The organism is Pseudogracilibacillus auburnensis (genome assembly GCF_003201975.1).
GTDB classification, from domain to species: domain Bacteria; phylum Bacillota; class Bacilli; order Bacillales; family Amphibacillaceae; genus Pseudogracilibacillus; species Pseudogracilibacillus auburnensis.
Map to the genome: position 1 here is coordinate 35,628 of NZ_QJJQ01000020.1, position 24,342 is coordinate 59,969.

Genomic DNA, 24,342 nt, shown 5'->3' on the forward strand with positions numbered 1-24,342 from the left:
CGATTCAAAAACTTACCTAATTGCTTCTTCATTCTTATGAAACATAATAGCCTGTTCGAAAAAAATTACTTATGAATGATCAATCATTCATAAGTAATTGTAGCGTTTTCATATCCCAAAGTCAATAATAAAACTTACCGCACTGATGAGCAGTTAGGTATAGGCAAAATTGTACCAATCCATTCATTGAAATAGTCCAAAAGAAAAACTTGCCAGATGACAAGTCATTTGTACAACATTGGGTATGTTGCTAATATGCTCATCTTTTTTTTCAAGGAATGACTGTACTAATTTTTTAATTTACTTGTTTATCTTTTTCTAATTCTGCAACTGACTCTTCTATTAATTGTCTTTTCAACACTTTACCGACAATTGTTTTCGGTAGTTCATCTCGAAACTCATAAATACGCGGGACTTTATATGCAGCTAGATTTTTACGACAATAACGGTTTAATTGCTGCTCATCTAATTTTTGCCCTTTTTTCGGAACGATGATCGCCTTCACCGTTTCACCCCGATATGGATCAGGTACACCAATTACCGCTGCTTCTTGGATTTCAGTATGTTCAAATAGGACTTCTTCTACTTCACGAGGATAAATATTAAATCCTCCTGCAATAATCATATCAGATTTCCGGTCAACAACATAGAAATAACCATCTTCATCCATGCGCCCCATATCACCTGTTAATAACCAACCATCTTTTAAAGACTTATTCGTATCTTCTTCTCGATTCCAATAGCCTTTCATTACTTGTGGGCCTTTTACAGCAATCTCACCCACTTCACCTAGTGGAAGCTCTTCTGTTGTTCCTTCTTTGACGATCATTGCATCCGTATCTGGCCAAGGAACTCCGATACTTCCATTGATTCTCTTATCCCAAATAAAATTTGCATGTGTAACGGGAGCGGTTTCAGTTAGTCCATATCCTTCTACTAACCTTCCACCAGTTATTTTTTCAAATTGATCTTGTACCTCAATTGGTAATGCCGCAGATCCACTAATACAAGCTTCGACCGAGGATAAATCGTACTTTTTTAAATTGGGATGATTTAATAGCCCAATATAAATTGTCGGCGCACCAGGAAATAACGTTGGTTTCAACTTCTGAATTGTTTTTAACACTTGTTCAGGATCAAATTTCGGCAGTAGAATCATTTTAGAGCCAAACATAATGGATAGATTCATCACTGTCGTCATCCCATAAACATGGAAAAATGGAAGCACGCCTAAGACTATTTCTTTATTTTCTTCTAACTTATACATCCAAGCAGTACACATTTGAACATTCGAAACTAAATTATAATGCGTTAACATTACACCCTTTGGTTTTCCTGTCGTTCCACCCGTATACTGGAGTAAAGCTAAATCTTCTTTTGGATCAATGTCGATTTCTGTAAAATATTCGGAACCGCTTTCAATAATATTTTTCCAAATATGTGTATCATCTGTTTCCTCTACTTTAACGACTATATTGTACTGCTTTTTCTGGATAAAAGGATAAATGATATTTTTCGGAAAAGGTAAATAATCACTCACTTTTGTCACGATCGCATGTTCAAGATCTGTTTCATCTCGGACATTGGAAACCCTCGGTAAAAGGATATCTAAACAAACAATAAACTTAGCACCTGAATCTTTCAGTTGATACTTTAGCTCCCTCTCTGTAAATAAAGGGTTTACTTGTACAACAACACCACCAGCGAGCATTGCTCCAAAATAAGTAACAACTGTTTGCGGACAGTTGGGTAGCATACTTGCAACACGATCACCTTTTTTCAACCCTTTGGACTGAAAAAAGTGTGCCATTTTCTTAGCCTCTACTAACAATTCACCGAAAGAAATTTCTTTTCCCATAAAATGAAGCGCTTTCTTTTCTTTGTACCTGTCCCCACTCTCTAATAAAAAACGGTAAAGTGGTTTTTCGTCATAATCAATTGACTTCGGTATCTCAGGCGGATAATGTTGTAGCCAAGGCCTCCTGTTATCCATTTTACATCCCCCTTATAAAGTTTTATATCTATTTTAAATAAGCATACTTATTTAAAATATAAACTCTAACATTTGACAAGCTGTAGGGTCTAAAGATGTAGTTGTGTGAGATAAAGGTAGTGTGTGAGTAGGTAGATATCATGCAGTTATCCTTTTCTCTAAAAATTGCCCAATTAATTTAACAACCAATAAGCGACACCTACTATTAAAAATACTACTGCTACAGAGATTAAAATTTTTGCTAGTTTATCTAATACCATTTTGTTCTCCTCCATTATGAGAAAAAGCCTATCAAAAGGTGAGTTTCTCAAATTCTACCATATAATGAATGGCAATTCAATTGTATAATGAATACTTGTTCAATTTTTGTCGAAATTGCCAAATTAAACAAGTATCCATTTTTCACAGGACGTTCATCCAAGTTCAATAATAGTCACACCACTCCCACCCTCATTATGGGCGCCAAAACGGTGGGATTTAATATGTGGATGCGTTTTGATAAACTTTTCAACACCTTTTCTAAGTGCACCAGTACCTTTTCCATGTATGATTGTTACCCTTGGGTAGCTTTGTACAAGTGCATCGTCTACATATTTTTCAAGTTGAAGCATTGCATCCTCATACCGCTGGCCACGTAAATCTAATTCCGTTTTCACTGTGCTACCAGCTGTCATTATCCGAGATACTGGACGAGTTTCTATTTCTTTTTGTTCCTGCTTTTTTTTCACGAAAATAAGGTCTTTTCTTTTTGCCGTTATTTTCATGACCCCGACCTGGATAACGAATTCATCATTATTTTTCTTTTCGATGATTTGACCTGTTTGTTGCAATGTTCTATGTTTAATTTCATCACCGATTTCAAGTTCTTTCGTATCTTCTTGCATTTCTTTTTTATCGGTCTCTTTTAATAGCTCTGGACGTGCTTCATCAAGCATTTTTCGTGCTTCAATCCATTCATGTTCTTTCCATAAAGCCTTATCTTTCATTTGACGGACTTCTTGCACAATTATTTCTGCTTCTTCTCGCGCTTTCTTTAATGCTTTTTCTGCTTTTTCTTCTGCTTTCTGATACATTTTTTTTCTTTCGGCTTCAAAAGACTCCCATTCTTTATGAAGGTCAACTCTAAGTTGTTCGCTTTCTTCTAAAATTTGGTGGGCATTTCGCAATTCTTTTTCCGCTTCTTTTTTCGTATTTTCCAGTGCAGTAATCATATTTTCTACATTTTTAGAATCAATTCCAACATAGCTTTTCGCGTGTTCTATTATTTCTTTACGTAATCCTAACCGATCAGATATTTCAAAGGCATTACTTCTTCCAGGAACCCCCATTAGCAAGCGGTAGGTAGGACGCAATGTTTCCACATCAAATTCAACTGATGCGTTCATGACGGATTCACGGTTATATCCATATGCTTTTAATTCAGGATAATGCGTCGTCGCTACAACTCGTGCTTCCCGGTCAATAACCTCATCTAAAATCGCCATGGCAAGTGCTGCCCCTTCTTGCGGATCTGTACCAGCACCAAGTTCGTCGAATAAGACGAGTGTACGTTCATTTGTTTGTTCCATTATATTTACTATATTCGTCATATGAGAAGAAAATGTACTTAAATTTTGTTCAATTGATTGCTCATCGCCAATATCTGCAAATACATAATCAAAAACAGCTAATGTACACCCATCAAATGCCGGAATTTGTAAGCCTGATTGAGCCATCAACGTACAAAGACCAATCGTTTTAAGCGTCACCGTTTTACCCCCAGTGTTGGGTCCTGTAATAACGATGGCGTGATAATCATCACCAATAGCAACATCACTCGCTACTACTTCATCAAGTCGGATAAGTGGGTGACGTGCTTGTTTCATGTTAATAATGCCATTACTATTTAGAGTTGGTTTTGCGGCCTTCATCTTAACAGCAAGACGAGCACGAGCAAAAATACCATCTATATTTGCGATCACGGATAAATTAATAATTAACTCCTCTTTATGTTCTGCAATCAAACTCGTAAGCTTTTGTAAAATAATTTCAATTTCTTGCTTTTCCTTCATAATCGCCTGTTGTAACTGGTTATTTAATTCAATAATCGCTTTTGGTTCCATAAATAATGTTTGTCCCGAAGAAGATTGATCATGGACAATTCCACCAATAGCACTACGGTATTCATGTTTCACAGGTAGAACATAGCGATTATTACGAATGGTGACAATCGTATCGGATAACATTTTACTTTTCGTCCTAGTTAGATGTTGTAGACGTTCTCTAATTCTCGATTCATATGACCGGATCGATTGTCTAATTGACTTTAGCTTTGCCGAGGCATCATCGACAACGTCTCCTTGATCGTCAATTTTTATTTTAATTTCTTTTTCGACATGGTGTAACGGCGAAATATCGATCACAATTTCTTTTAAAAGGGGTATATCTTCTTCTATCTCCTCAATGAACTTCTTAAGTTGACGCCCACTATAAAGTGTCTGAGCAACCTGCAAACATTCCTCTGTACTTAACGTACTACCAATGGCACTTCTTTTGACACTTTCCGTAATATCGACTAGATGAGAAAATGGCACTGTTTTATTTAGTCGAAGGATTTGCAATGCTTCGTCTGTTTCATCTTGAAGCACTTGTACTTTATTTATATCTGTTAATGGCATTGTTTTGCTAGCGGCTTCCCGCCCAACAGATGTTGCCGCTTCTTCCTCTAACAGATGGATCACTTTATCAAATTCTAATACTTTTAATGTTCGTTCATTCATGAAATCATTCTCCTACTTATTACGATTTAAGTATTCCTGCAATTTCTTTAGATCCCACGTATTTAGTACCGATTCTTTTTTCAACCACGCTTTTTTCCCCATTCTTACTCCGTATTCCATATGATGAAACGTTCCGGTTCGGTGTGCATCCGTGTTAATCGCAATGGTAACGCGTGCATCTTGTGCTTTCATTAACCATTCTGTCGCAAGGTCAAAACGCATCGGATTCGCGTTTAACTCTAATACCGTATTCGTTTCTCTTGCCTTTTCAATTAATTTCTCTACATTGACCCTATATCCTTTACGCCTACCAATAAGTCGACCTGTTGGATGAGCAATGATATCAACATATGGATTTTCAAGCGCTGTATATAATCGTTTCATGATTTGTTCTTCCGTTTGGTCAAAACTAGAGTGAATGGCTGCAATAACAAGATCCATCTCCTGTAAAAAATCATCCGAAAAATCGAGATTGCCATTAGGCAAAATATCCATTTCTACCCCGGCAAAAATATGGATGTCATCATACTTTTCATTTAATGCTGCTATTTCTTCCCGTTGCTTTCTTAGTCTCGTTTCGTTTAACCCATTTGCTACACGTAAAAACTTTGAATGATCGGTGATCGCTATATACGAATAGCCAAGTTTCCGAGCGTAATTCACCATTTCTTCTACTGATTCAGCACCATCACTCCATGTTGTATGCATATGCAAATCGCCGCGGATCTCTCTCTGATCAAGAACATTGATTTCTTTTGTAAACTTTTCAACTTCTCCAGTATTTTCACGCATTTCTGGTGGAATATAATGCAATCCAAAGTGATGGAAAAAAGCTTCCTCTGATTCAAAGTGCAGAAGCTCATTCGTTTCTTCTACTTCAACCCCATACTCATTGATCTTCTCCCCACGACTTTTCGCCAGCTGACGCATTCTTACATTATGATCTTTTGAGCCTGTGAAATGATGTAATGTCGTACTAAATTCTTTATCATGGACAAGTCTAAAGTCAACATTGACATCGTATTGACCATGTAGGGTAACAGCCACTTTCGTATCCCCACTTGCGATAATATCTTTAACACCATTCATTTGAAGTAATGCATCACGTACCTTTTCTTTTTTCTCTGTCGCAATAATAAAATCGATATCTTTAATTGTCTCTTGCAAACGTCGTAAACTTCCTGCAATACTAAACTTATTTATTTCCGGGATTGTTTCCAAATGAGCTTCCACATCACTAGCTATTTGTAACATAGAAGCAACTGGCAATCTTTCTGGTCGTTTATGCATATTTTCTAAAGCTTCCAATATATTGGCAACCGTCTTTTGACCAAATCCTTTTACTTTTGAAATTTTCCCGTCCATACATGCAGCTTTTAATGTAGTTGCATCCACAACATTTAATTCCTTATACAAAACTGCTAAACGCTTGCCACCTAAACCTGGTAATTGCAGTAATGGAATTAAACCAGCAGGAACCTCTTTTTCTAAGGTTTGTAATGTTTCAGAAGTTCCTGTTTCAAGAAATTCTACAATAAGGTCATTTGTTCCTTTTCCGATTCCAGGAACTTTTGTGAAATCATCCATTTCATTTAAAGAACGAACATCACGTTCTAACCCTTGAGCGGCCTTGCGATACGCCGCAATACGAAACGGATTTTCTCCTTTAAGTTCTAAATAAATAGCAATTGTTTCAAGTAACTGAATAATATCTTTTTTGTTTCTTTTCATCATAACTTCCCCCATACATTTATCATCACGTAAAAAGACTGATTCATGACCTTCCCTAGCATGTAATCAGTCTCCCACCCTATAAAACTATATGACCTTGCTTAACACTTCTGTAAACCATAATGACTCTACAGCTTTTGATAGAAACGGTGTATGTTCAATGATGATTTTAGCAACAAAGGAGCCTTGTATTTTAAGTTGCACCGTCTCAACTGGTAATAACGCCAAAATAAATAGAACAATAAAGATAATAAAGTATACTTCAACAAATCCTAATATTGCTCCTAATAGTTTATTTAGGTGGCGAAGCACAGGTAAATTAGCTAGAAAGTCAAGCATAGACGCAATAATTTGTAACACAATTTTCGTTACAAAAAAGATAATGGCAAAAGCAATTGCATTGTAAAACGCATTTTCAAGAGGCATTGAATTTAAAAATACTGCCCAAATTTTATCATCGCCTAATTCGGGATATGGAATCCATAAAGAGAGATGACTTGCGAGTTTACGAAAATACAGTGTTGCCACGATAAAAGAAATGACAAATCCTAACAAATGCATCATTTGTAAAATAAATCCACGTTTTAATCCCATAAAAAATCCAAATATAAGTACAAGTAAAATAATTATTGAAATCATTTAATTTTCCTCTTCTAGTAAAGTTAATAATTCTTCATATTCTTCTTTTAATTTTAAATAGTCATTCATTGTGTTAATAGCAGTGAGTACAGCAAGTTTTGTCGTATCTAAATGTTTATTTGCTTGGTAAATTTCATCCATCTTATTATTGACTAATTTCGCCACAAGCTCAACATGATCTTTTGATTCTGTACCAACAATTGTGTAAGTCCTTTTATTTATTTTAACTGATATCTTTGTACGTTCTTTATTTTCAGCCACACTACCGTTCCTCCCAATTAAGCAAACTTTGCTTAGACTTTCATCTAAACTAGCTGCGCCGCTTTCGATCGTTCATGTTATAACTGATCGAAGGCTTTCGTGAGTTCTATTTAAAAACACTCACACATGCCAATAAAGTGGTACAATTAATTTTAACATGAAAGATGACTTTTAGGAAACGGTATATGTTATTTTATAAGGTTTACAGAATGGAGTGAAAAAATGGGACAAATTACTGAAGAATTTACAGAACAAGTGATGAAAGAAATGAAAGCATATTATTATAAAAGTTTGGAAAAAGCACCACCAGGAGCTATTTTTCGAGCCCGGATAAATAATGTAGTTATAACAGCATATCGTTCAGGTAAAGTATTGTTTCAAGGTGATAATAATGCAATAGAAGCGGAGAAATGGAGTCATCAGCGTAAAAATCAAATTCCAGTAAAAAAAAGGACAGAATCAAGCTCGCAACATGATCGTGTCTATAAACCTTCAAGCAGTTTATTTACAAGTAGCCATATCGGGTCAGACGAATCTGGCACAGGGGACTATTTCGGACCTGTTACAGCTTGTGCAGTATATGTGACGGAAACGCAAATCACCGAATTACAGCGAATGGGTATTCAAGATTCAAAAGCTATTTCAGATAAAACAGTTCAACATTTAGCAAAAGAACTAGTGGAGATGAAAATCCCATATTCTTTAATGAATTTGCATAATGAAAAATATAATCAACTTCAAAGAAGCGGTTGGTCTCAAGGAAAGATGAAAACAATGATTCATCACGGTGTAATTGAAAGTTTACTAAAAAAAATGGGCGCTGCTCCTTACGAGGGAATTTTAGTCGATCAATTTTGTAATCCTCCAGTTTATATAAACCATCTTAGAAGTGAAGGGAAAACATTACCAGAAAAATCTTATTTCATGACGAAAGCAGAGAATTATTCCATCGCTGTTGCAGCTGGTTCCGTTATTGCACGAGCAAGTTTTTTAAAAGAAATGGATCGGCTGTCAAATGAGATAGGGTTTACTTTATTAAAAGGTGCATCACAAAAGGTCGATCAATTAATTGCTCTGATTATCGAAACAAAAGGAAGAGACATCTTATCAAGTATCGCAAAAGTTCATTTTGCCAATACAAAAAAAGCGGAAAAATATTTGTAAAGTGCGGTTTTCCCTAATGAATTGTGGATAAATATGGTATGATTAAAATAGTAATAAATACAGATTGGTGGATGATTATGATGAAAAAACATGTAAAACCAATTGTTAATTTTACGACCGTTTTCTTTGCTTTATCGCTCATTCTTTTCCTATTGATCGGTTCCCCATACCCAATTTTGGGAAGTGCTATTGTTGCATTTTTAGTATTTGAACTTCGTTTTTTATTTTTCTTTGTGAAAGAGAAAAAGAAAGACGAGATTCTATCTTAAGTTTTTTCGGATAATTTGGAAAGACGATCGATCTTGTAAGTGGTTTAAGTCTTTGGGAGATAAATCACTTTTTTATCATTTTTGTGAGAAGATCAGTAAGAACAAGGCAATTCTTTGAAAAATAAAGGAGTAAGACTAAATGGATATTCTTAAAAGTTATATTAAAGCTACAAACACCCATCGTTTTGAAGAAGTGAAAAAGGTACTTCACCCGAATGCAAAATACTTCTTTGGTGATAAGACGTGTCAAACTATCGAGGAGATTCAGGCATATTTTGAAAATGCTTGGGATTTAGTGAAAAACGAGAATTACGAAGCTCACGGTGTTGAATGGCTCGTTAAAAAGGAACATTCCGCAACTTGCACGTATACGTATTTTTATGAAGGATATGTAAATGGCGAATATACAAGTGGAAGAGGGAGAGCTACTAATGTCTTTGTCAAAGAGGGAAATGACTGGTTATTAATTCATGAACATTTGAGCGGAATGCCAGGGTAAATTTTAAGAGTATTATCACGGGGTAAATGACTAAGATATTAAATACATTAATATTCTAATTGCCGTAGTAACCAAAAGGTTTTTTAAGAGTTTAAAATTTATATATCATCCCATCTTGTTATAAATCATGCATAATAAAACAGAAACAGACGAGTCAAAAATCTTTTTTTGCAAATGTCATCGTTCATCTTCACTGCTTACATTATCATCATGAAGATAATGTAGAGCGGTATTATATTTCTAAAGGAAACAGTGTTTTTATTGACTAAACGAGGAGTGTATTCACGTAAGGTAGGCGACTTATACTTAATAAAAAAGGACAAAGTCATTTTACTAACAATGTATTAAAACTGATTGCTGACGTTTATGATTAAGAGTATTCAATATTTCCCCGGTCATAGCAAATTAGACAAATTAACTGATTACATGGCAGCAGAAACCGGTGAAAGTTGGTGAAAAGAAAAGAATATTAGCGATTAATGTAAAAAGCAAGTAGGGCACATCAAAACGCCCCATCTGCTTTTTTTATCATTAATATGTAGACTATCTTTGGGTGCATGCAGAGTGCCAACATTATTATGCAGATCCATGCTCATACTCAAACATGTTTGCCCGGTTTTTTCATCTTCAAAAAGATTTCACAATCAGGTGTATCGTTGTTTAACTAACGGCATCCAAGAATTAGAACTTTTATATTCTAAAATAGCAAACCAGTTTTGGCAAGTTGCAATCAAAATTCGCTTTCTAAACAATTTGCTAGAATGAAATTAACTATATTTCACCGCTACGTTTTTCATCACTGTATAATTATATAGCGCTGCCCAACCTTTTTCCCTGCCAAATCCGCTTTTTTTATAACCTCCAAAAGGCATTTGCACCCCGCCACCAGCTCCATAATTATTGATAAATATTTGACCTGAATCGATTCTGCTCGCCAAATAGTGGGCTGTATTTATATTCTTTGTCCAAATACCAGTGACTAATCCATAGTCAGTACTATTTGCAAGTTCCAGTGCTTCTTCTATATCTTTAAATGTGAAGACGGTTAACACGGGACCAAAAATTTCCTCTTGTGCCAATCTACTGTCCCTGTCAATTCCATCTATAACAGTCGGATGCATATAAAATCCTCTTTCATAATCTTTTACAGTCACCGGATTCCCACCAGTTAGAATATCTCCCTCTTCCTTCGCCAATTCAATCATTCTCATGATATGTCGGAATTGTTTTTCATTCAAAATCGGTCCGATGTCCTTATCTTGGATCCCCGGTCCAATTGTCAGACTGTTAAACCGTTTTACTATTCTTTCTACAAATACTTGTTTAAATGATTCCTCAACCAATAGCCTTGAGCCTGCTGAACAGGTTTGCCCAGCATTTTGAATGATGGACTGGATAACCCCTTCCAAAGCACTCTCTACATCACAATCTGCAAATACAATATTTGGTGACTTTCCTCCAAGTTCCAACGTTGATGGCACGACATTGGCCATCGCAGCCTCTCCGACCGAAATCCCCGTGTTAACCGATCCTGTAAATGTAACATGGTTAATCAAGGGATGGCTTGCTAAAGCTGCACCCGCTTCGTGACCGTAACCTGTAACATGATTAAACACTCCTGCAGGCAGACGAAGTTCATCAAAAAATTCCGTAAGCCGCATCGCTGTCATCGGCGTATCTTCTGCACTCTTCACGACAACAGTATTACCAGTTGCAAGCGCTGCGGCTACACTACGGGAAATGATTTGAAGGGGGTAGTTCCACGGGATAATATGAGCAGTTACCCCAACTGGCTCATGCACTACGTAATCGAGCACCCCATCTTCAATTGGAATCGTGTCCCCCATAAGCTTATCTGCAGCCCCTCCATAAAAACGAAAATAACGAACTGCAGCGTCTACATCTGCGTATGCCTGAGAGAGCGGCTTTCCCACATCAAGTGATTCAAGTTCAGCTAATTCATCCCTATGTGCCTTTATTTTATCAGCTATGGCAAATAATATTTCCCCCCGCTCAAATGCTTTCACCTTTCGCCAATCCTCTTTATGAAAGGCAGACTTAGCAGCTTTTACAGCGCTATCTACATCTTCCTGTGTTCCTCGTGGAATGATAGCAATCTTCTCTCCATTTGATGGGTTTATTACATCTATGACATTAGTATTTGTGCTTTGTACCCATTTTCCATTAATATACATATAGAATGTTTCCAACCACTATCTCTCCTTTCTGACAGACTATATATTTCTCCCGCCATCGACATGCAGAACGGCTCCCGTCACCATATCCGTGTCTTCCGATAGCAGAAACTTAACTGATTGAGCAATATCTACTGGCTTTAGCAGCCTTCCAAGCGGTACACTTTTTTCAAATACTTCTTTTTTGGTCGTGTCGATATTTGCCCCACGTTTTGAAAACTGTCCAAGCATACTCGTATCTGTCGGTCCAGGATGCAGCACATTGACATTAATGGAATATGGTGCAAGTTCCAGTGCCAATGCTTTCGAAAAAGACTCTACCGCTCCTTTAGAAGCAACGTAACTTTGAATCCCTGATCTCGGTCTTGTCGTCGATACAGAACCAACATTTACAATTTTTCCTTGTTTTTGTTTCTTCATATAACTTGCGGCTTCCCGGCATGTTAAAAAAACAGTTGTCATATTTATATCCATTATTTTTCGGTAATCTTCTAACGTACAATCTTCAATCGATGTAGCACCTTGGGCGATTCCCAGTACATTCGCAAGTCCTTCGATAGATCCATATCGATTAAATGTTTCTTTAAAAACTTTCCGAACTAGCTCTTCTTCCAAAATATTTCCTTCATATTCAAAAAATCTGTCATTCGTTTTAAAATTTGTCAGCGGCTTTGTATTTACATCACAACCGACAACATTGGCTCCTTCTTCCAACAATAAAGACACAACAGCACTCCCCATGCCTCCACCAGCACCTATGACAATAATTGTCTTATCTTGCATGGTCATCTAATCACTCCATTTTCAATTTACTGATAATGGCATTTCCAACTTCCACAGTTGAAGCATTGCCCCCAATATCTGGTGTTAATACTTTTTTCTCCATTAACACTTCTTCTATCGATCTTAAAATAGCATCATGGAGATCTTTTCTACCCAAATGATCGAGCATAAGTGCTGCAGACCAGATTTGTGCCATTGGATTGGCTATGCCTTTTCCAGCGATATTGGGAGCAGAACCATGCACCGGCTCAAACATGGAAGGGAATGTCCCTTTAGGATTAATATTTCCCGACGGGGCAATTCCAAGGCCTCCAACGATTGCTGAGCCTAAATCTGATAATATATCCCCGAATAAATTGGAAGCTAATACGATATGAAAAGATTCCGGCCTTTGAACAAAATAGGCAGCTAAAGCATCAATGTAATACTTTTCATAGGCGATATTCTTATTTTGCGCTGCAACCTCTTCCACAACCTGGTCCCAAAATGTCATCGTATAACTCATGACATTTGATTTTGTGGCATTCGTCAGTTTGGATAAACCATTTTCACGTGCATATTCATAGGCAAATTCGGCGATATTCCTGATACCCTGTCTAGTCATGACCGTATTATGCACTGCCATTTCTCTTTTTTCTCCTTCGAACATAAGACCACCCGAATTTATGTATTCACCTTCGCTGTTCTCACGGATAATGACAAAATCAACAGGAACTTCTTGTTTCAAAGGGTTCTCCAATCCTCTTAAGAGCTTAATCGGTCGAAGATTAACATATTGCTGAAATTGTTTACGAATCGGCAAAATCAATTCCCAAATCGAAACTGGATCTGGTACCCGGGGGTCACCGATTGCTCCAAATAATATGGCATCGAATTTCTTGAGCTGTTCGAGCCCATTTTCAGGCATCATCCTTCTATGCTGAAGATAATACTCGCTATTCCAGTTGAATTCTTTTGTTTCAAAGTAGAATCTGGAGTCTATTTCGGATAGTTTATTCAGTACTTTCACTGCTTCTTTCGTTACTTCAGGACCAATCCCATCCCCAGGCAAAACGGCAATTTTATACAATTTCATTGATATCATCCTTTTTACAATTGGTATCTCACACAATCATTTTGGAGGCGAGAAAGGGTAAAAATCTTAGTTAATAGAATAAAATATCAAACTAGTCTCATAAACTTAGCCAGAATCAAGAAAAGTCGTTGAGCCTCCAGTATCATAAATAAGAGTAGACTTACCTTCTTGCAGCGGAAATCCGCAAGCTGTTTAAATCTAATTTCCAGTAGTTGTGTCCTTACACAGTATAAGGTTTCTCTTAACCTATTAAATCCACTGTCCATGTGCTGAATTAATCTTTGTGACATGAACATCAGGTTTTCGTCCGTGATTCCAATTTCCATCCAGTGCGCGCTCCATTTGTGCACCCAATTGCAACAATAGCCCGTCATTTCCTTGGCGTGCGAGTGCATGCATTCCAAGTGGCATCCCGTTCTCCATTTCTGACATCGGTAGTGAAACTCCCGGAATGCCACAGATATTGGCAATCGGCGTATAAGCAAATATGCTCCAGAGATTTTCAAACCAATCATAAACAGAAGGATTATCACTGGTCGTCAAGTATTCTTTTGTTCCTAACAATGGTGTCGGCTTCGCCATGGTTGGGGTGAGAATGATATCCCAGTTTTCAAAAAAAGCGCCCATTCTGCGGGAAGTTTCATTAAATAACGTCTGCATTTTAGCACGATCTGCATAAGAAGCGGTACGCCCTTCTTCCCACACTTTAATACATATTGGTTCAACCAAATCAGCAGGCGGTTCTTCCAAACCCTTTTTCTCTAACTGTTCTGAAATTGTTTGTGCAAAATTCATCATGTAAGCTGCCGTTTGTGCTTCGTAAGTAGCATAAAAATCAACATCTGGAAGTACCCATTCAACATGATGACCAAGCTCCTCAAGAAATTCAGCCGCTCGCTCTAATTCAGTAACTGTATGCGGTGTAGCACAGTAATCCCCCCACTCGTGTGAAACAGCGATTCTAAGTTTTCTTGGATCCTTTTTTATCAGTTTGGTATAAGGTTCAGGAGATGACCAATATGGCATAAACTCACCTGGAGCACCTCCTCGACAATTATCTATAAAAGCAGCCGTATCGCGAATGGTCCGTGAATGGCATCCTTGAAAGGAAACTACAGTCATCAAATCCGACCCTTTTGGTGCAAGTGAAAAAACACCACGGGAAGGCTTGAGACCAATGTTCCCGTTAACTCCTGCTGGAATTCGAATGGAACCCCCACCATCTGTCGCATGAGCTATTGGAACGATACCTGCTGCTACAGAAGCTGCTGTGCCAGCAGAAGAGCCACAAGTCGTATAATTTAGATTCCACGGATTGCGTGTAATGTAAACATCTGGATTCTCAGCAGAACTGCACAGACCAAATTCTGGGGTTGTCGTTCTTCCGATAATATTCAATCCAGCTTGGCGCATTTGTTTCGTTAAGAAGCTATCCGTTTCTGCTTGGTTACCCTTCATTAGCAATGACCCCATCTCTTGGAGCCTTCCTTTCAATGTAGGTCCTAAATCCTTCATTAGAAAAGGAACCCCTGCAAATACTCCATCAGGATTCATACCATCTTTCAGCGGATCATCGACTACATCATCAAAGACTTCAACCACAGCACTGAGCTCAGGGTTTAATGCAACAATCCCCCTTACAGCTTGTTCTGCAATTTCTCTTGAAGTAATTTCTCCCTTTTTCACCAAAGAAGCTAGTGCTGTACCATCAAGATCGGCCCAATCATTCCAGCTCATTACTAAATTCAAAGTGCGTCACTCCTTCAAAATTGTATTACTTACCATATTCTTCTTGATTGATGCACATTAACAATAATCAATTCTGATGTTAAGCATATTAGTGTAATGCTTTTTTAAACGAATCAATTTCATAAATAATGTCGCTCTTATGCCTGTGGTGAAAGCGACCACCTGTAGTGGAAATCGATGTATTTTTGCAATCCAAAGTCATTCAGGTTGGTGCTCTACTAAATGAATCGTGAAATAGATTCAAACACCAACGATTTCACTCTTATCTTCTTATGCCCCTTTTTTTATATTTTGTGTCGGAAATTCATATGCTTTTTCCTTAAATAGCAAACTGAAAACTACAAATACAATTAAGGAAAGAAAAACTGGTACAGTAACGGTGTGCACTCCCAAGAGATCTCCATATGCCTGATTATAAAAGTGAATTGCAATATAAGAACCTAAACCGGTAACCATCGACGCAAGTGCACCAGATTTATTAGCATACTTCCAATAAAGACCCAGTATCATTGGCCACATGAATGCAGATTCCAAACCACCAATTGCAAACAAATTCAAGAAGATTAATAAATCAGGTGGGCTAATTGCTAATAGAAACGCCACAATCCCTACTATCGCAGTTACTCCCATACTTACACTCTTTACCTGTTTGATTGACGCATCCGGTTTTACATAATTAATATAGACATCCTTTACAACAGATGAACTGACCATCAATAATAGTGAATCTACGGTTGACATGATTGCTGCCAAAGGTGCAGAGAGTAAGATTCCAGCAAGCCAAGGTGGCAATACCTCCAAAGCAATTAGGGGGATAACTTGATCCGCCACTTCAATTCCAGGCATAATCGGCCTTGCGAACACGCCAATCAAATGCATACTAAGCATAATCGTTCCTACAACAACTGTTCCGATGATGATCGCTCTATGCATCGAATTGGAATCTTTATACGACATTGCCCTTACTGCAATTTGTGGAAGTGCCACAACGCCGACCCCTACAAGAATCCAGTAAGAGGATACATAGGCTGCCGTTAGATTACCATCCGCACCAAAAGGTGAGATCAAATTTGGATTAATTGCTGTCAAATCAGCAAAAAGATTCGATAACCCACCACCTGCGATAATGACACCAACGAGCAGTAACAATGTACCAACTAGCATAATAATTCCTTGGACGGCATCGGTAACAACAACTGCACGGAAACCACCGACAATGACATAGATTAAAACAGCTATCGTGAAGATAAACAGAGCTCCTATATAACTTACCCCTGTTAAAGATTGAATAAGATAAGCCCCACCTACCCACTGGGCTGCCATAGCGGAGAAGAGAAAAACAATAATACTTACTGCAGATATAAGAACGACCGCAGTGCTTTGATATCTCTCTTTTAAAAAATCAATAAAGGTAATAGCATTATAGCGTCTTGCAATGATTGCAAATTTCTTACCTAAAATTAGCAAGACAAAATATCCAGTAGCCACCTGCGTCATTGCTAGTAACACCCAACCAAATCCGATGGAGTATGCTGCCCCTGGACCACCTAGGAAACTCGACGCACTTGCATACGTTGCTACCATGGTCATTGCTAGAAGTAATCCACCAAATTCCCTGCTACCGAGAAAGTAATCACTTAAAAATCCTTCTGATTTATTCAATTTCCGGCTCGACCACATACCAACCACAAATACAACTACCAACAATATTATTAAGGGTGTTATTACTCCCCATTTCATAAGTTCATCACCTCATCTTCCTCATTACTTTCCTCTTCATCTTCAAGAGGAATATCTGTCAGTAAAAATTTAACAACGAGAAAAACGAGAAAAAACATAACTAACGTGCCTAAAATCAAACTGAAAAAAATCCACGCAGGAAAACCTAGTACGTACGTATATTCCTCAGGCGGTTTAGAACCCAGCCCATATGCAAATCCATACCACCAAGCAAAATTTATGACAACTAACACACAACCAATTAACGCTTCCTTATTAGCAACCGCAAAACGCCATTCCTGTTTTTTTTCATTTTTCTTCAACGTTTATACCCCTTTCGGAAACAAGTTTGGTTTTTAAAACATTCTCAATATAAACTGTTAAAATATTCAGAAACACAAAGTTATACATATTATTCATGGTTGCAAATAAAATAATGAAATCATATTCATCCATCTTTTCGCTTCATCAATCACACGATTTATCTTCCTGCACACAATATAGTTTTATATCTTCTAAATTCTCTCCTTTCTTTACCCATTCTTTAATAGAGATGCTGTTTATAGCTAAATGAAGTTGATTTAATTAAAAAGTTTTCTATGAAATAGGCGAGCTTGTCACATTATGTAATGGTGATTCATAAGGTCCGGCATTTAATATTTCTTTATCTAATTCTTCCTTAGCCAAGTCTACAAGATAATGATTTTGCATCAGTTCAATAATACTAAGCCCTAACGTCTTGGCAGCGACCAACATTCCCTTCTGTCCAATCCCAGAACCTACAGATGCAGTAAATTGCCATGTATGCACTGGTGTTCCAGTTGGTACGCATGCTGTGTTAAATTGGGCGGTGGGGATGTTCCAAGAGACGTCTGCCACGTCAGTAGACCCTTGTAATATTCTACCTTCATCGAACGGTTCTAAAATTGAATCATGTAAATTTGTATCGACTAATTCTCCAGGTGCCCCTGTTAATCGGACAACCATTTCTCTTGTCCCAGGTTTGAAAGAATCAACTAATTCCTCGGCAAATTTCTTATCTTTCGTATCAAATGCTGGTGGACCAACCTTCTTCAAACTATTGAATAACACTTGACCTAGCACTTTATTAGGCAACATATGATAACATCCAGTTATTAAATCAACTTCATGCTCCGTATCTGTCATTAAATTAGCACCTTTAGCAACATTTAAGACACGCTCATATATTTCTTCCACGTCTTTTCTGTATGGAGCCCTTATATAGTACCAAATTTGAGCTTTTTCAGGGACAACATTTGGCTCATCCCCGCCATGTGTAATGGTGGAATGAATTTTCGCTGCATCAATAATATGTTCTCTTAAATACTGAACACCCGTTTCCATAAGTTGAACTGCTTTAAGTGCACTTCGTCCTGATTCCGGATTGGTAGCGGCATGTGATGACTTGCCGTAAAAAGTGAACTTTACAGAATTCATAGCTAATGTACTGCTACCCCACAATGAATTATGTGCACCGGGGTGCCATGTTAAGCATACATCCGTATCTTTAAAAACCTGATCACGAACCATAAAGACCTTTCCGATCATTGTTTCTTCAGCAGGACATCCGTAGAATTTGATGGTACCTTTTAGATTACTAGTTTCCATCGCTTTTTTTGCAGCTACTACAGCACCTACACCTGCTACCCCTAGAAGATTATGTCCACATCCATGGCCATATCCATTTTCTTCTACCGGTTCTTTTTTACCAACTGTTTTTTGAGAAAGGCCTGGCAATGCGTCATACTCTCCTAAAATTCCAATTACAGGTTTTTCACTTCCCCATGTAGCAACAAAAGCGGTAGGCATACCAGCCAATCCCATTTCAATCTTAAACCCTTCTTTTTTTAGGATATCCACTAACAATTTAGATGACTGTTCTTCTTGTAATGGAGGCTCCGCGTAGTCCCAAATAAGCTTCGTAGCATTAAATAATTCTGATTTGTTATGATCGATCCAATCCAATACCAGCTTTTCATTCTTATTCATTTTTTTGACACTCCTATGCATTTTTCCATTTGTCAGATCGTTGACAAGGTCTTGCCTGTTCCATTCTGGATTATTCAGCTTTTTGTATAGCAGAGTCCTACATACGGTCCACTTTGAAATGAAACTATTGATGAATGTTAAAGATGGTCAGACCGAGGACATATTGTATATGCGTGCTTTTATCCTTAATCTCTCACATAAGGACACTTATCTTAATTGTAAAAAGGCAATACTAACGATATAATGCCGAAATATATCTAATTTACGATCACCTTTTCCCAAAACCTTAATGAGGGCTAAAACAAGTGTAGATGTAATCCTTGTTAACGCTTTCAAAGCGGGTGTTCATAGAACAGCAAATCATCTCCTTCTATACAAAAAACAAAATATGTAGTATATTTAAAGCAACTACTCACTACGTACGATGTACTACGTTGTACACATTCTATCAAAGTAAAGTGTTTTTGTAAATATAAATTTACTGAATAATTGTTTTGTTCGAATAATTGGAAGAATGTAATAAAACCTAGTTTTAAAATTAGCTATACGGGAGGGACGGAAGATGAATCTTTCGGTCGAAAAAATCAACCTAAGTCGCACCATATCCTCAGAAATTGTGTTAATTATAAAAGACAATCTTCTCAATGGTTCATTAAAACCAGGTGACAAATTACCCACTGAAAAAGAATTGATGGAACAATTAGGTGTTAGCAGGACCCCGGTTAGGGAGGCGATAAAAATCTTAGAGGCAATTGGTGTCATACAAATTAAACGTGGTAAGGGAATGTTCATTACAAATAATCTTTCCCGATTTACATTAAATCCGTTGATATTTAGTTTAATTATGCATAGTAACAACATGAAACGGCTTATCGAATTTCGGCAACATTTCGAAATCCTCTTACTGAATATGATTATCACCAATGAGGAAAAGAATCTCAATAAAATCGAAGAAGTTTATCAATCTCAAGTAGAGAAAATGGATCCTGAATTGAGCCCAGAGGAACTCGCCGCTATCGATTTAGAATTCCATTATGCTGTACTGGAAGCGACGAATAATCCATTTGCTATAGAAATCGGAAGAACTATTTATGAAATCATTAAGCCTAACATGATTCATTTCAAACGTAAAAGTAATATAGAACGGACATTAGAAACTCATAAATTCTATTTGGAGTTATTACGTGGCAACGATTTTAACCCAGTGGAAGTGGTCCAGAGAATGATTAAAAATAACGAGGAAATGATTGAATAACATAGAGATCTTTTCTCTTAGATGTATTTTATATGATCAGAGTATCTTCATGAGGATAAAATCACTCCATTCTTTTGTTTCTTTTCATTTATCCTATATAAAAAAGGGATACTTTATCGATTTATGATTAGTATCCCTAATTGAAATGGTACGAAATTTAGCGTGTTTTCCCTCCAAACTGAAGATAAATATCAGTGAATTGACCTTGTAAATCAACTAAACGTTATATTCTCATACGATGTGCTTTTTACCTCTTGCGGATAGATTCAACATTCTTTTTATCCTCTAAAGCGCTTCATTAGAGAACGAATCATACATGATTGTTGCACAAAACCTTTCGGTAAGAATGGATCATACTTGGAGAGAAGATATGATATATTGAAGCAATCACCAAAAAATGGAACGGGGGAGTTATACTGCCCTTACAAAACTTGATATGATATGATACACGGCTCTGAAGCCCTTGATTTTTCTCCGTTTCAAGGGTTTTTCTTTTTCAAAAAAATTCGCATAGGTTGAAAAAGCTTACTCTATAATGGCTTGCAAGCGACCAAATACGTATTAAAAATGCTATAGGGGAACTTTTCGTTAAATTCGCCCACGTCCTGTAGGCAACACGAAAGCCATCACATCCTGTGAAAGTCCGTTCCCGGGAGCTACGCCACCTTGAACTGCGACCACACAATTATTGCATCGAGTAACCGCAGATGCAGGACGTGCAAGTGTCGACATGGTTGGCAATGTTTAATGTGCTGAGTCATCGTAGGCACAAATTTTTTTCGAGAGGACGAGCATTTAGCGGAGTACCTAGGCTTTTCGATGGGACGAGTAATCGCAGTCCCAGGATGACAGCGATCTTAGCCGAATCGATCCTTTTATCCACTTTTTTGAATCCGGACATATGGTAAATGTTAACCAAAATCTACCCATATGAAAACCAATTCACACTTATACCACTACTACGTCACATAACGATGCAAATTTTTCTTTCATATGCTCATTTATTTTCGAATCAGTAATAATATAGTCAATTTTATCCATCGTCGCAAATGTATGCAAAGAGATGCGGCTGAATTTACTATGATCTGTAACGACATATATTTCTTTTGCCGCGTCAATCATATTCATTTTAGCTGCTATTAATGATTCATCAAAATGTGTGAGTCCTTTTTCATGGTGTAGTGCTGGTGTAGCGATAAATGCTTTTTTTACGTTTAAATGATGTAATGCATAGTTGGTTATTTCTCCATTTAGGATGAAATTCTCAGTAAATAATATTCCACCTGTGACGATCACTTTGATCTTTGAATGTCTAAGTAATGCAGCGATATGAATATCATTTGTAACAATTGTTATGTTTTTACGATCTTTTATTGCTTCTGCAATTTGGGTTGTGGTTGTACCCGAGTCTAAAATGACCGTGTCCCCTTCTTCGATAAATTGTGCTGCTTTTTGACCGATTCGTTTTTTCTCTTCGCTAAAAGATTCTTCACGTAAATCAAAATCTGGTTCCGAATGGATTTCTTCTTCATTAATAATGACTCCACCATGGGTACGTTTTAGTTGTTTACTATTTTCGAGTTCTGTTAAGTCTCTCCGTATTGTTGCCTCATGTACATGAAAATAAGTAGATAAGTCTTTAATGGTTGCTGCTTTTTTTTGGCGTACGAATTTTAATATTTCTTGCTTTCGTTCAGCGGGTAACATATTCATCCCTGCCTCCTGCTTATTTATGTTCATTTTAACTCATTTTGAATAAAAAAGAAAACGGTAGTATAGACCGTTTTCCTTGATTTCATCTGATACAATTTTCTCACTTTTAAGCGTTTGCCCTTCCCTCATGTGATTCTTCTGGTAATGTAATGAAATAGGTTAAAATGGAGCTGATGAAATAAAGAACAGCAAGGATCCAAATCACTCCTAGATCGCCGATAATACCGATAAATAGTCCAACTATCACTGGACCAACAAATACTGGAAGTCCTGCACCCAAGTTTAATACTGCTAATGCTGCTCCTTTATCTTTTGATACTAATGACGGAACTAGTGCAGATAGTGGTACATATGCAGCTAAACATGCCCCCCATAAAATGCCGATTGCTCCAACTAAGAATAAATTACCTGATGTCCATAATGGAATATATCCTAAACCGAGTGTTGTAATTCCACAGCCGATCCCACCAAACCACATAATCGTATTTCTCCAACCAAATTTATCGCCAACTAATCCAAAGATCAAGTTGAATAAGATGTTACTAGTAAAAATGGTTCCCCAAATTGCTAGCCATTGTTCTGTTGGGATTCCGTGTGAAGCTAAATACAATGGTAAGAAGACTGGAAAAGCAAATTGGGCTGTCGTATTAATAATCCGAACCATACCACCTAATAATACTTTCGGCTCGTCTTTCATAATTGTAATTCCTTTACCGATTTCTTTTAATTTTGCTTTCGATGATGACAAGTTAGATGGTAATGTATCTTTATTCATAACTAATGCGATAAATGCACCTAATGATACCCAGAAAATAGATGTCCATAATGTGTTAACATGTCCTAAATATTTAATCGCCCAAACAGAATAATATGCACCAAGTACGTTTAAACCACCTGTAAACACAAACCAGAACCAACCTACCGCTGAACCTAAACGCTCTTTATCAGCACGGTATGAAATCCATACTAAAAAGGAATAAGCAAATAAAGGATAACCAAAACCTCTAAGTGCATATGTTGGAAGCATGATTGCCAAATTCATCGATGAAATACCGAAGCTGATAAAACTAACCGTCCCAATAATATATAATAAAAATCCTAACATCATCGTCCGCTTTCCACCTAGTGCTTCGGCTAACACACCACTAAACCATGCACCGATTGCTACAGTTACACCGTATGCAGTAAATAAATAACTTGATTGTTGGACGGTAAATCCATGGTCAATTAACCAAGGACTTAGCCAACCAATTTCTAAGCCATCCCCCATCATAAAAATTAATATTCCGAAATAGCCCCAAACAATTTTCTTAGGGATACCAACTTTTGTTATAATAACGTTTGATGTGCCCATATCATTACTCCTTCCATTCGAATTTTAAATATGATTTTTTCCACCCTTTATCTTTTGTATCTGCTTCCATTGCTTTTGTTAAATCATCTGTAGATGTAATGGTAAAATGTGATTCAGGAATGAGTTTTCCTAATGCTTTTTGATAGTCTTTATGTAAGAATGCTTTCATAAGCTGTTTAAACTCTTTTCCTGTACTACGAGAGCTTCCGTATAAACGAATACCTTTTTCTAATATGTCTCGAGTATTGATTGGCACTAAATCTTCCGTTACACCCATTAACACCAAATTACCTTGTACATCTAATAGATTGATAGCCTGGTTAATTGCGATTGAACTAAATTTCCCACCAGTACATTCTATCGTCGTTTTAACGCCTTTTTCACTCTTGAAATCGTAATCATGTACTAATGCAGTTGTTGCAAAACCTTCGAATTGTGCGATTTTTTCTGGCATGGCGCCAAATACAAGCAAGTTTTCTTTGGGAATATGATAAATATAATGTAAGGCGGAAGCAGTTAAATATCCTAAAGGTCCATCGCCAAATACAGCTACTTTTTTGGATGTTTCTGTCGTTAAGTCCTTTACTAAATTGATCGCAAATAATGAGACAGAACATAATTCTGCTAAAATAGCAATCTCATCGTCTACTTTATCTGGTACATGGACTAAATTTTCTCCGCCGATCACCATTTTACTTTGCCCTGCTCCGTCATAGCCGCTACCTAAAAACTCGCCATTCAAGCAATAGTTGCTGTAACCACCATTTTTACAGTTACTACAGCACTCTGCTTTCCCGTGATTATTTAACACATATCCTGGCATACTAGGAACGATAACAACTCGATCTCCCTTTTTAAAGTCCGGATGAAATGATTCTTGTACCATTCCAAGTGCTTCATGAAACAATGCCATTGGTAGTTTTTTGTCAAGCGCTTCTTTTCTTCTATTTCCAGTGTAGTATCTTAAATCCGCATGACATATACTAGTCATATACGGTTGAACAATGACATCATTTTCTTTTGCTCGATGTTCAATCATTTGTTCTTCAAAAACCCCAGGTTTAATTAGTCGATATGCTGTTGATAGTACTTTCGTTGTCTGATCTGTACGCATGTAATTCCTCCAATATTGCACTGCTTTGTATTTATTTGTTCATTTATGATCATTTGCGTT

The 24,342-nt window shown here is 37.1% G+C and carries 19 protein-coding genes; 4 read left to right on the forward strand and 15 right to left on the reverse strand.

Going from position 1 to position 24,342, the window contains the following annotated elements:
- Positions 1–295: 295 nt before the first annotated feature.
- The 5 genes from DFR56_RS20045 to zapA form a co-directional block, all read right to left on the reverse strand.
- Complete coding sequence (locus DFR56_RS20045) at positions 296–1,993, reverse strand: long-chain-fatty-acid--CoA ligase (protein ID WP_110397235.1); 1,698 nt, start codon at positions 1,991–1,993, stop codon at positions 296–298.
- Positions 1,994–2,406: 413 nt separating this feature from the next.
- The gene (locus DFR56_RS20050) at positions 2,407–4,752 is read right to left on the reverse strand and encodes an endonuclease MutS2 (protein ID WP_110397236.1); all 2,346 of its coding nucleotides are present in this window, start codon (positions 4,750–4,752) and stop codon (positions 2,407–2,409) included.
- A 12-nt stretch (positions 4,753–4,764) separates the two neighbouring features.
- Positions 4,765–6,483 carry a DNA polymerase/3'-5' exonuclease PolX gene (gene polX / locus DFR56_RS20055; RefSeq protein WP_110397237.1) on the reverse strand — a complete coding sequence of 573 codons (1,719 nt, stop codon included), beginning with the start codon at positions 6,481–6,483 and terminating at the stop codon, positions 4,765–4,767.
- A gap of 87 nt (positions 6,484–6,570) precedes the next feature.
- Positions 6,571–7,122, reverse strand: coding sequence for a CvpA family protein (locus tag DFR56_RS20060; RefSeq protein WP_110397238.1), 552 nt, complete (start codon positions 7,120–7,122; stop codon positions 6,571–6,573).
- Positions 7,123–7,383, reverse strand: a complete 261-nt coding sequence (gene zapA / locus DFR56_RS20065) for a cell division protein ZapA (RefSeq protein ID WP_110397239.1) — start codon at positions 7,381–7,383, stop codon at positions 7,123–7,125.
- Positions 7,384–7,605: 222 nt separating this feature from the next.
- On the opposite strand from zapA, the gene rnhC reads away from it, so the two are divergent.
- The 3 genes from rnhC to DFR56_RS20080 all read left to right on the forward strand — a co-directional run bounded on the left by rnhC (position 7,606) and on the right by DFR56_RS20080 (position 9,315).
- Complete coding sequence (gene rnhC / locus DFR56_RS20070) at positions 7,606–8,547, forward strand: ribonuclease HIII (protein ID WP_110397240.1); 942 nt, start codon at positions 7,606–7,608, stop codon at positions 8,545–8,547.
- 38 nt (positions 8,548–8,585) lie between these two features.
- The gene (locus tag DFR56_RS20075) at positions 8,586–8,816 is read left to right on the forward strand and encodes a hypothetical protein (protein ID WP_146214337.1); all 231 of its coding nucleotides are present in this window, start codon (positions 8,586–8,588) and stop codon (positions 8,814–8,816) included.
- 139 nt (positions 8,817–8,955) lie between these two features.
- Complete coding sequence (locus DFR56_RS20080) at positions 8,956–9,315, forward strand: YybH family protein (protein ID WP_110397242.1); 360 nt, start codon at positions 8,956–8,958, stop codon at positions 9,313–9,315.
- A 767-nt stretch (positions 9,316–10,082) separates the two neighbouring features.
- Here DFR56_RS20080 and DFR56_RS20085 read toward each other — a convergent pair.
- The 7 genes from DFR56_RS20085 to DFR56_RS20115 form a co-directional block, all read right to left on the reverse strand.
- On the reverse strand, positions 10,083–11,525 hold the full coding sequence (locus tag DFR56_RS20085; protein ID WP_242694617.1) for an aldehyde dehydrogenase family protein: 1,443 nt from the start codon (positions 11,523–11,525) through the stop codon (positions 10,083–10,085).
- Positions 11,526–11,549: 24 nt separating this feature from the next.
- Positions 11,550–12,299 (reverse strand): SDR family NAD(P)-dependent oxidoreductase, encoded by a 750-nt coding sequence (locus DFR56_RS20090; protein WP_110397243.1) that lies wholly within the window; start codon positions 12,297–12,299, stop codon positions 11,550–11,552.
- A 4-nt stretch (positions 12,300–12,303) separates the two neighbouring features.
- The gene (locus DFR56_RS20095) at positions 12,304–13,368 is read right to left on the reverse strand and encodes a tartrate dehydrogenase (RefSeq protein WP_110397244.1); all 1,065 of its coding nucleotides are present in this window, start codon (positions 13,366–13,368) and stop codon (positions 12,304–12,306) included.
- Positions 13,369–13,617: 249 nt separating this feature from the next.
- Positions 13,618–15,117: an amidase gene (locus DFR56_RS20100; protein WP_110397245.1), complete on the reverse strand. Its 1,500-nt coding sequence runs from the start codon at positions 15,115–15,117 to the stop codon at positions 13,618–13,620.
- Between the two features lie 270 nt (positions 15,118–15,387).
- Complete coding sequence (panF, locus tag DFR56_RS20105) at positions 15,388–16,857, reverse strand: sodium/pantothenate symporter (RefSeq protein ID WP_110397246.1); 1,470 nt, start codon at positions 16,855–16,857, stop codon at positions 15,388–15,390.
- The gene (locus DFR56_RS20110; protein ID WP_110397247.1) at positions 16,854–17,159 is read right to left on the reverse strand and encodes a YhdT family protein; all 306 of its coding nucleotides are present in this window, start codon (positions 17,157–17,159) and stop codon (positions 16,854–16,856) included. Before DFR56_RS20110 ends, panF begins: the two co-directional genes overlap by 4 nt.
- A gap of 274 nt (positions 17,160–17,433) precedes the next feature.
- The gene (locus DFR56_RS20115) at positions 17,434–18,846 is read right to left on the reverse strand and encodes an amidohydrolase (RefSeq protein ID WP_158525739.1); all 1,413 of its coding nucleotides are present in this window, start codon (positions 18,844–18,846) and stop codon (positions 17,434–17,436) included.
- Between the two features lie 562 nt (positions 18,847–19,408).
- On the opposite strand from DFR56_RS20115, the gene DFR56_RS20120 reads away from it, so the two are divergent.
- On the forward strand, positions 19,409–20,101 hold the full coding sequence (locus DFR56_RS20120) for a FadR/GntR family transcriptional regulator (RefSeq protein WP_110397249.1): 693 nt from the start codon (positions 19,409–19,411) through the stop codon (positions 20,099–20,101).
- A gap of 948 nt (positions 20,102–21,049) precedes the next feature.
- Here the strand turns inward: DFR56_RS20120 and DFR56_RS20125 are convergent.
- The 3 genes from DFR56_RS20125 to DFR56_RS20135 form a co-directional block, all read right to left on the reverse strand.
- Entirely contained in the window at positions 21,050–21,808 is a 759-nt protein-coding gene (locus DFR56_RS20125) for a DeoR family transcriptional regulator (protein WP_110397274.1), read from the reverse strand.
- Positions 21,809–21,920: 112 nt separating this feature from the next.
- On the reverse strand, positions 21,921–23,168 hold the full coding sequence (locus tag DFR56_RS20130) for an MFS transporter (RefSeq protein ID WP_110397250.1): 1,248 nt from the start codon (positions 23,166–23,168) through the stop codon (positions 21,921–21,923).
- Positions 23,169–23,172: 4 nt separating this feature from the next.
- Positions 23,173–24,282, reverse strand: a complete 1,110-nt coding sequence (locus tag DFR56_RS20135; protein ID WP_110397251.1) for an alcohol dehydrogenase catalytic domain-containing protein — start codon at positions 24,280–24,282, stop codon at positions 23,173–23,175.
- Between the last annotated feature and the right edge of the window lie 60 nt (positions 24,283–24,342).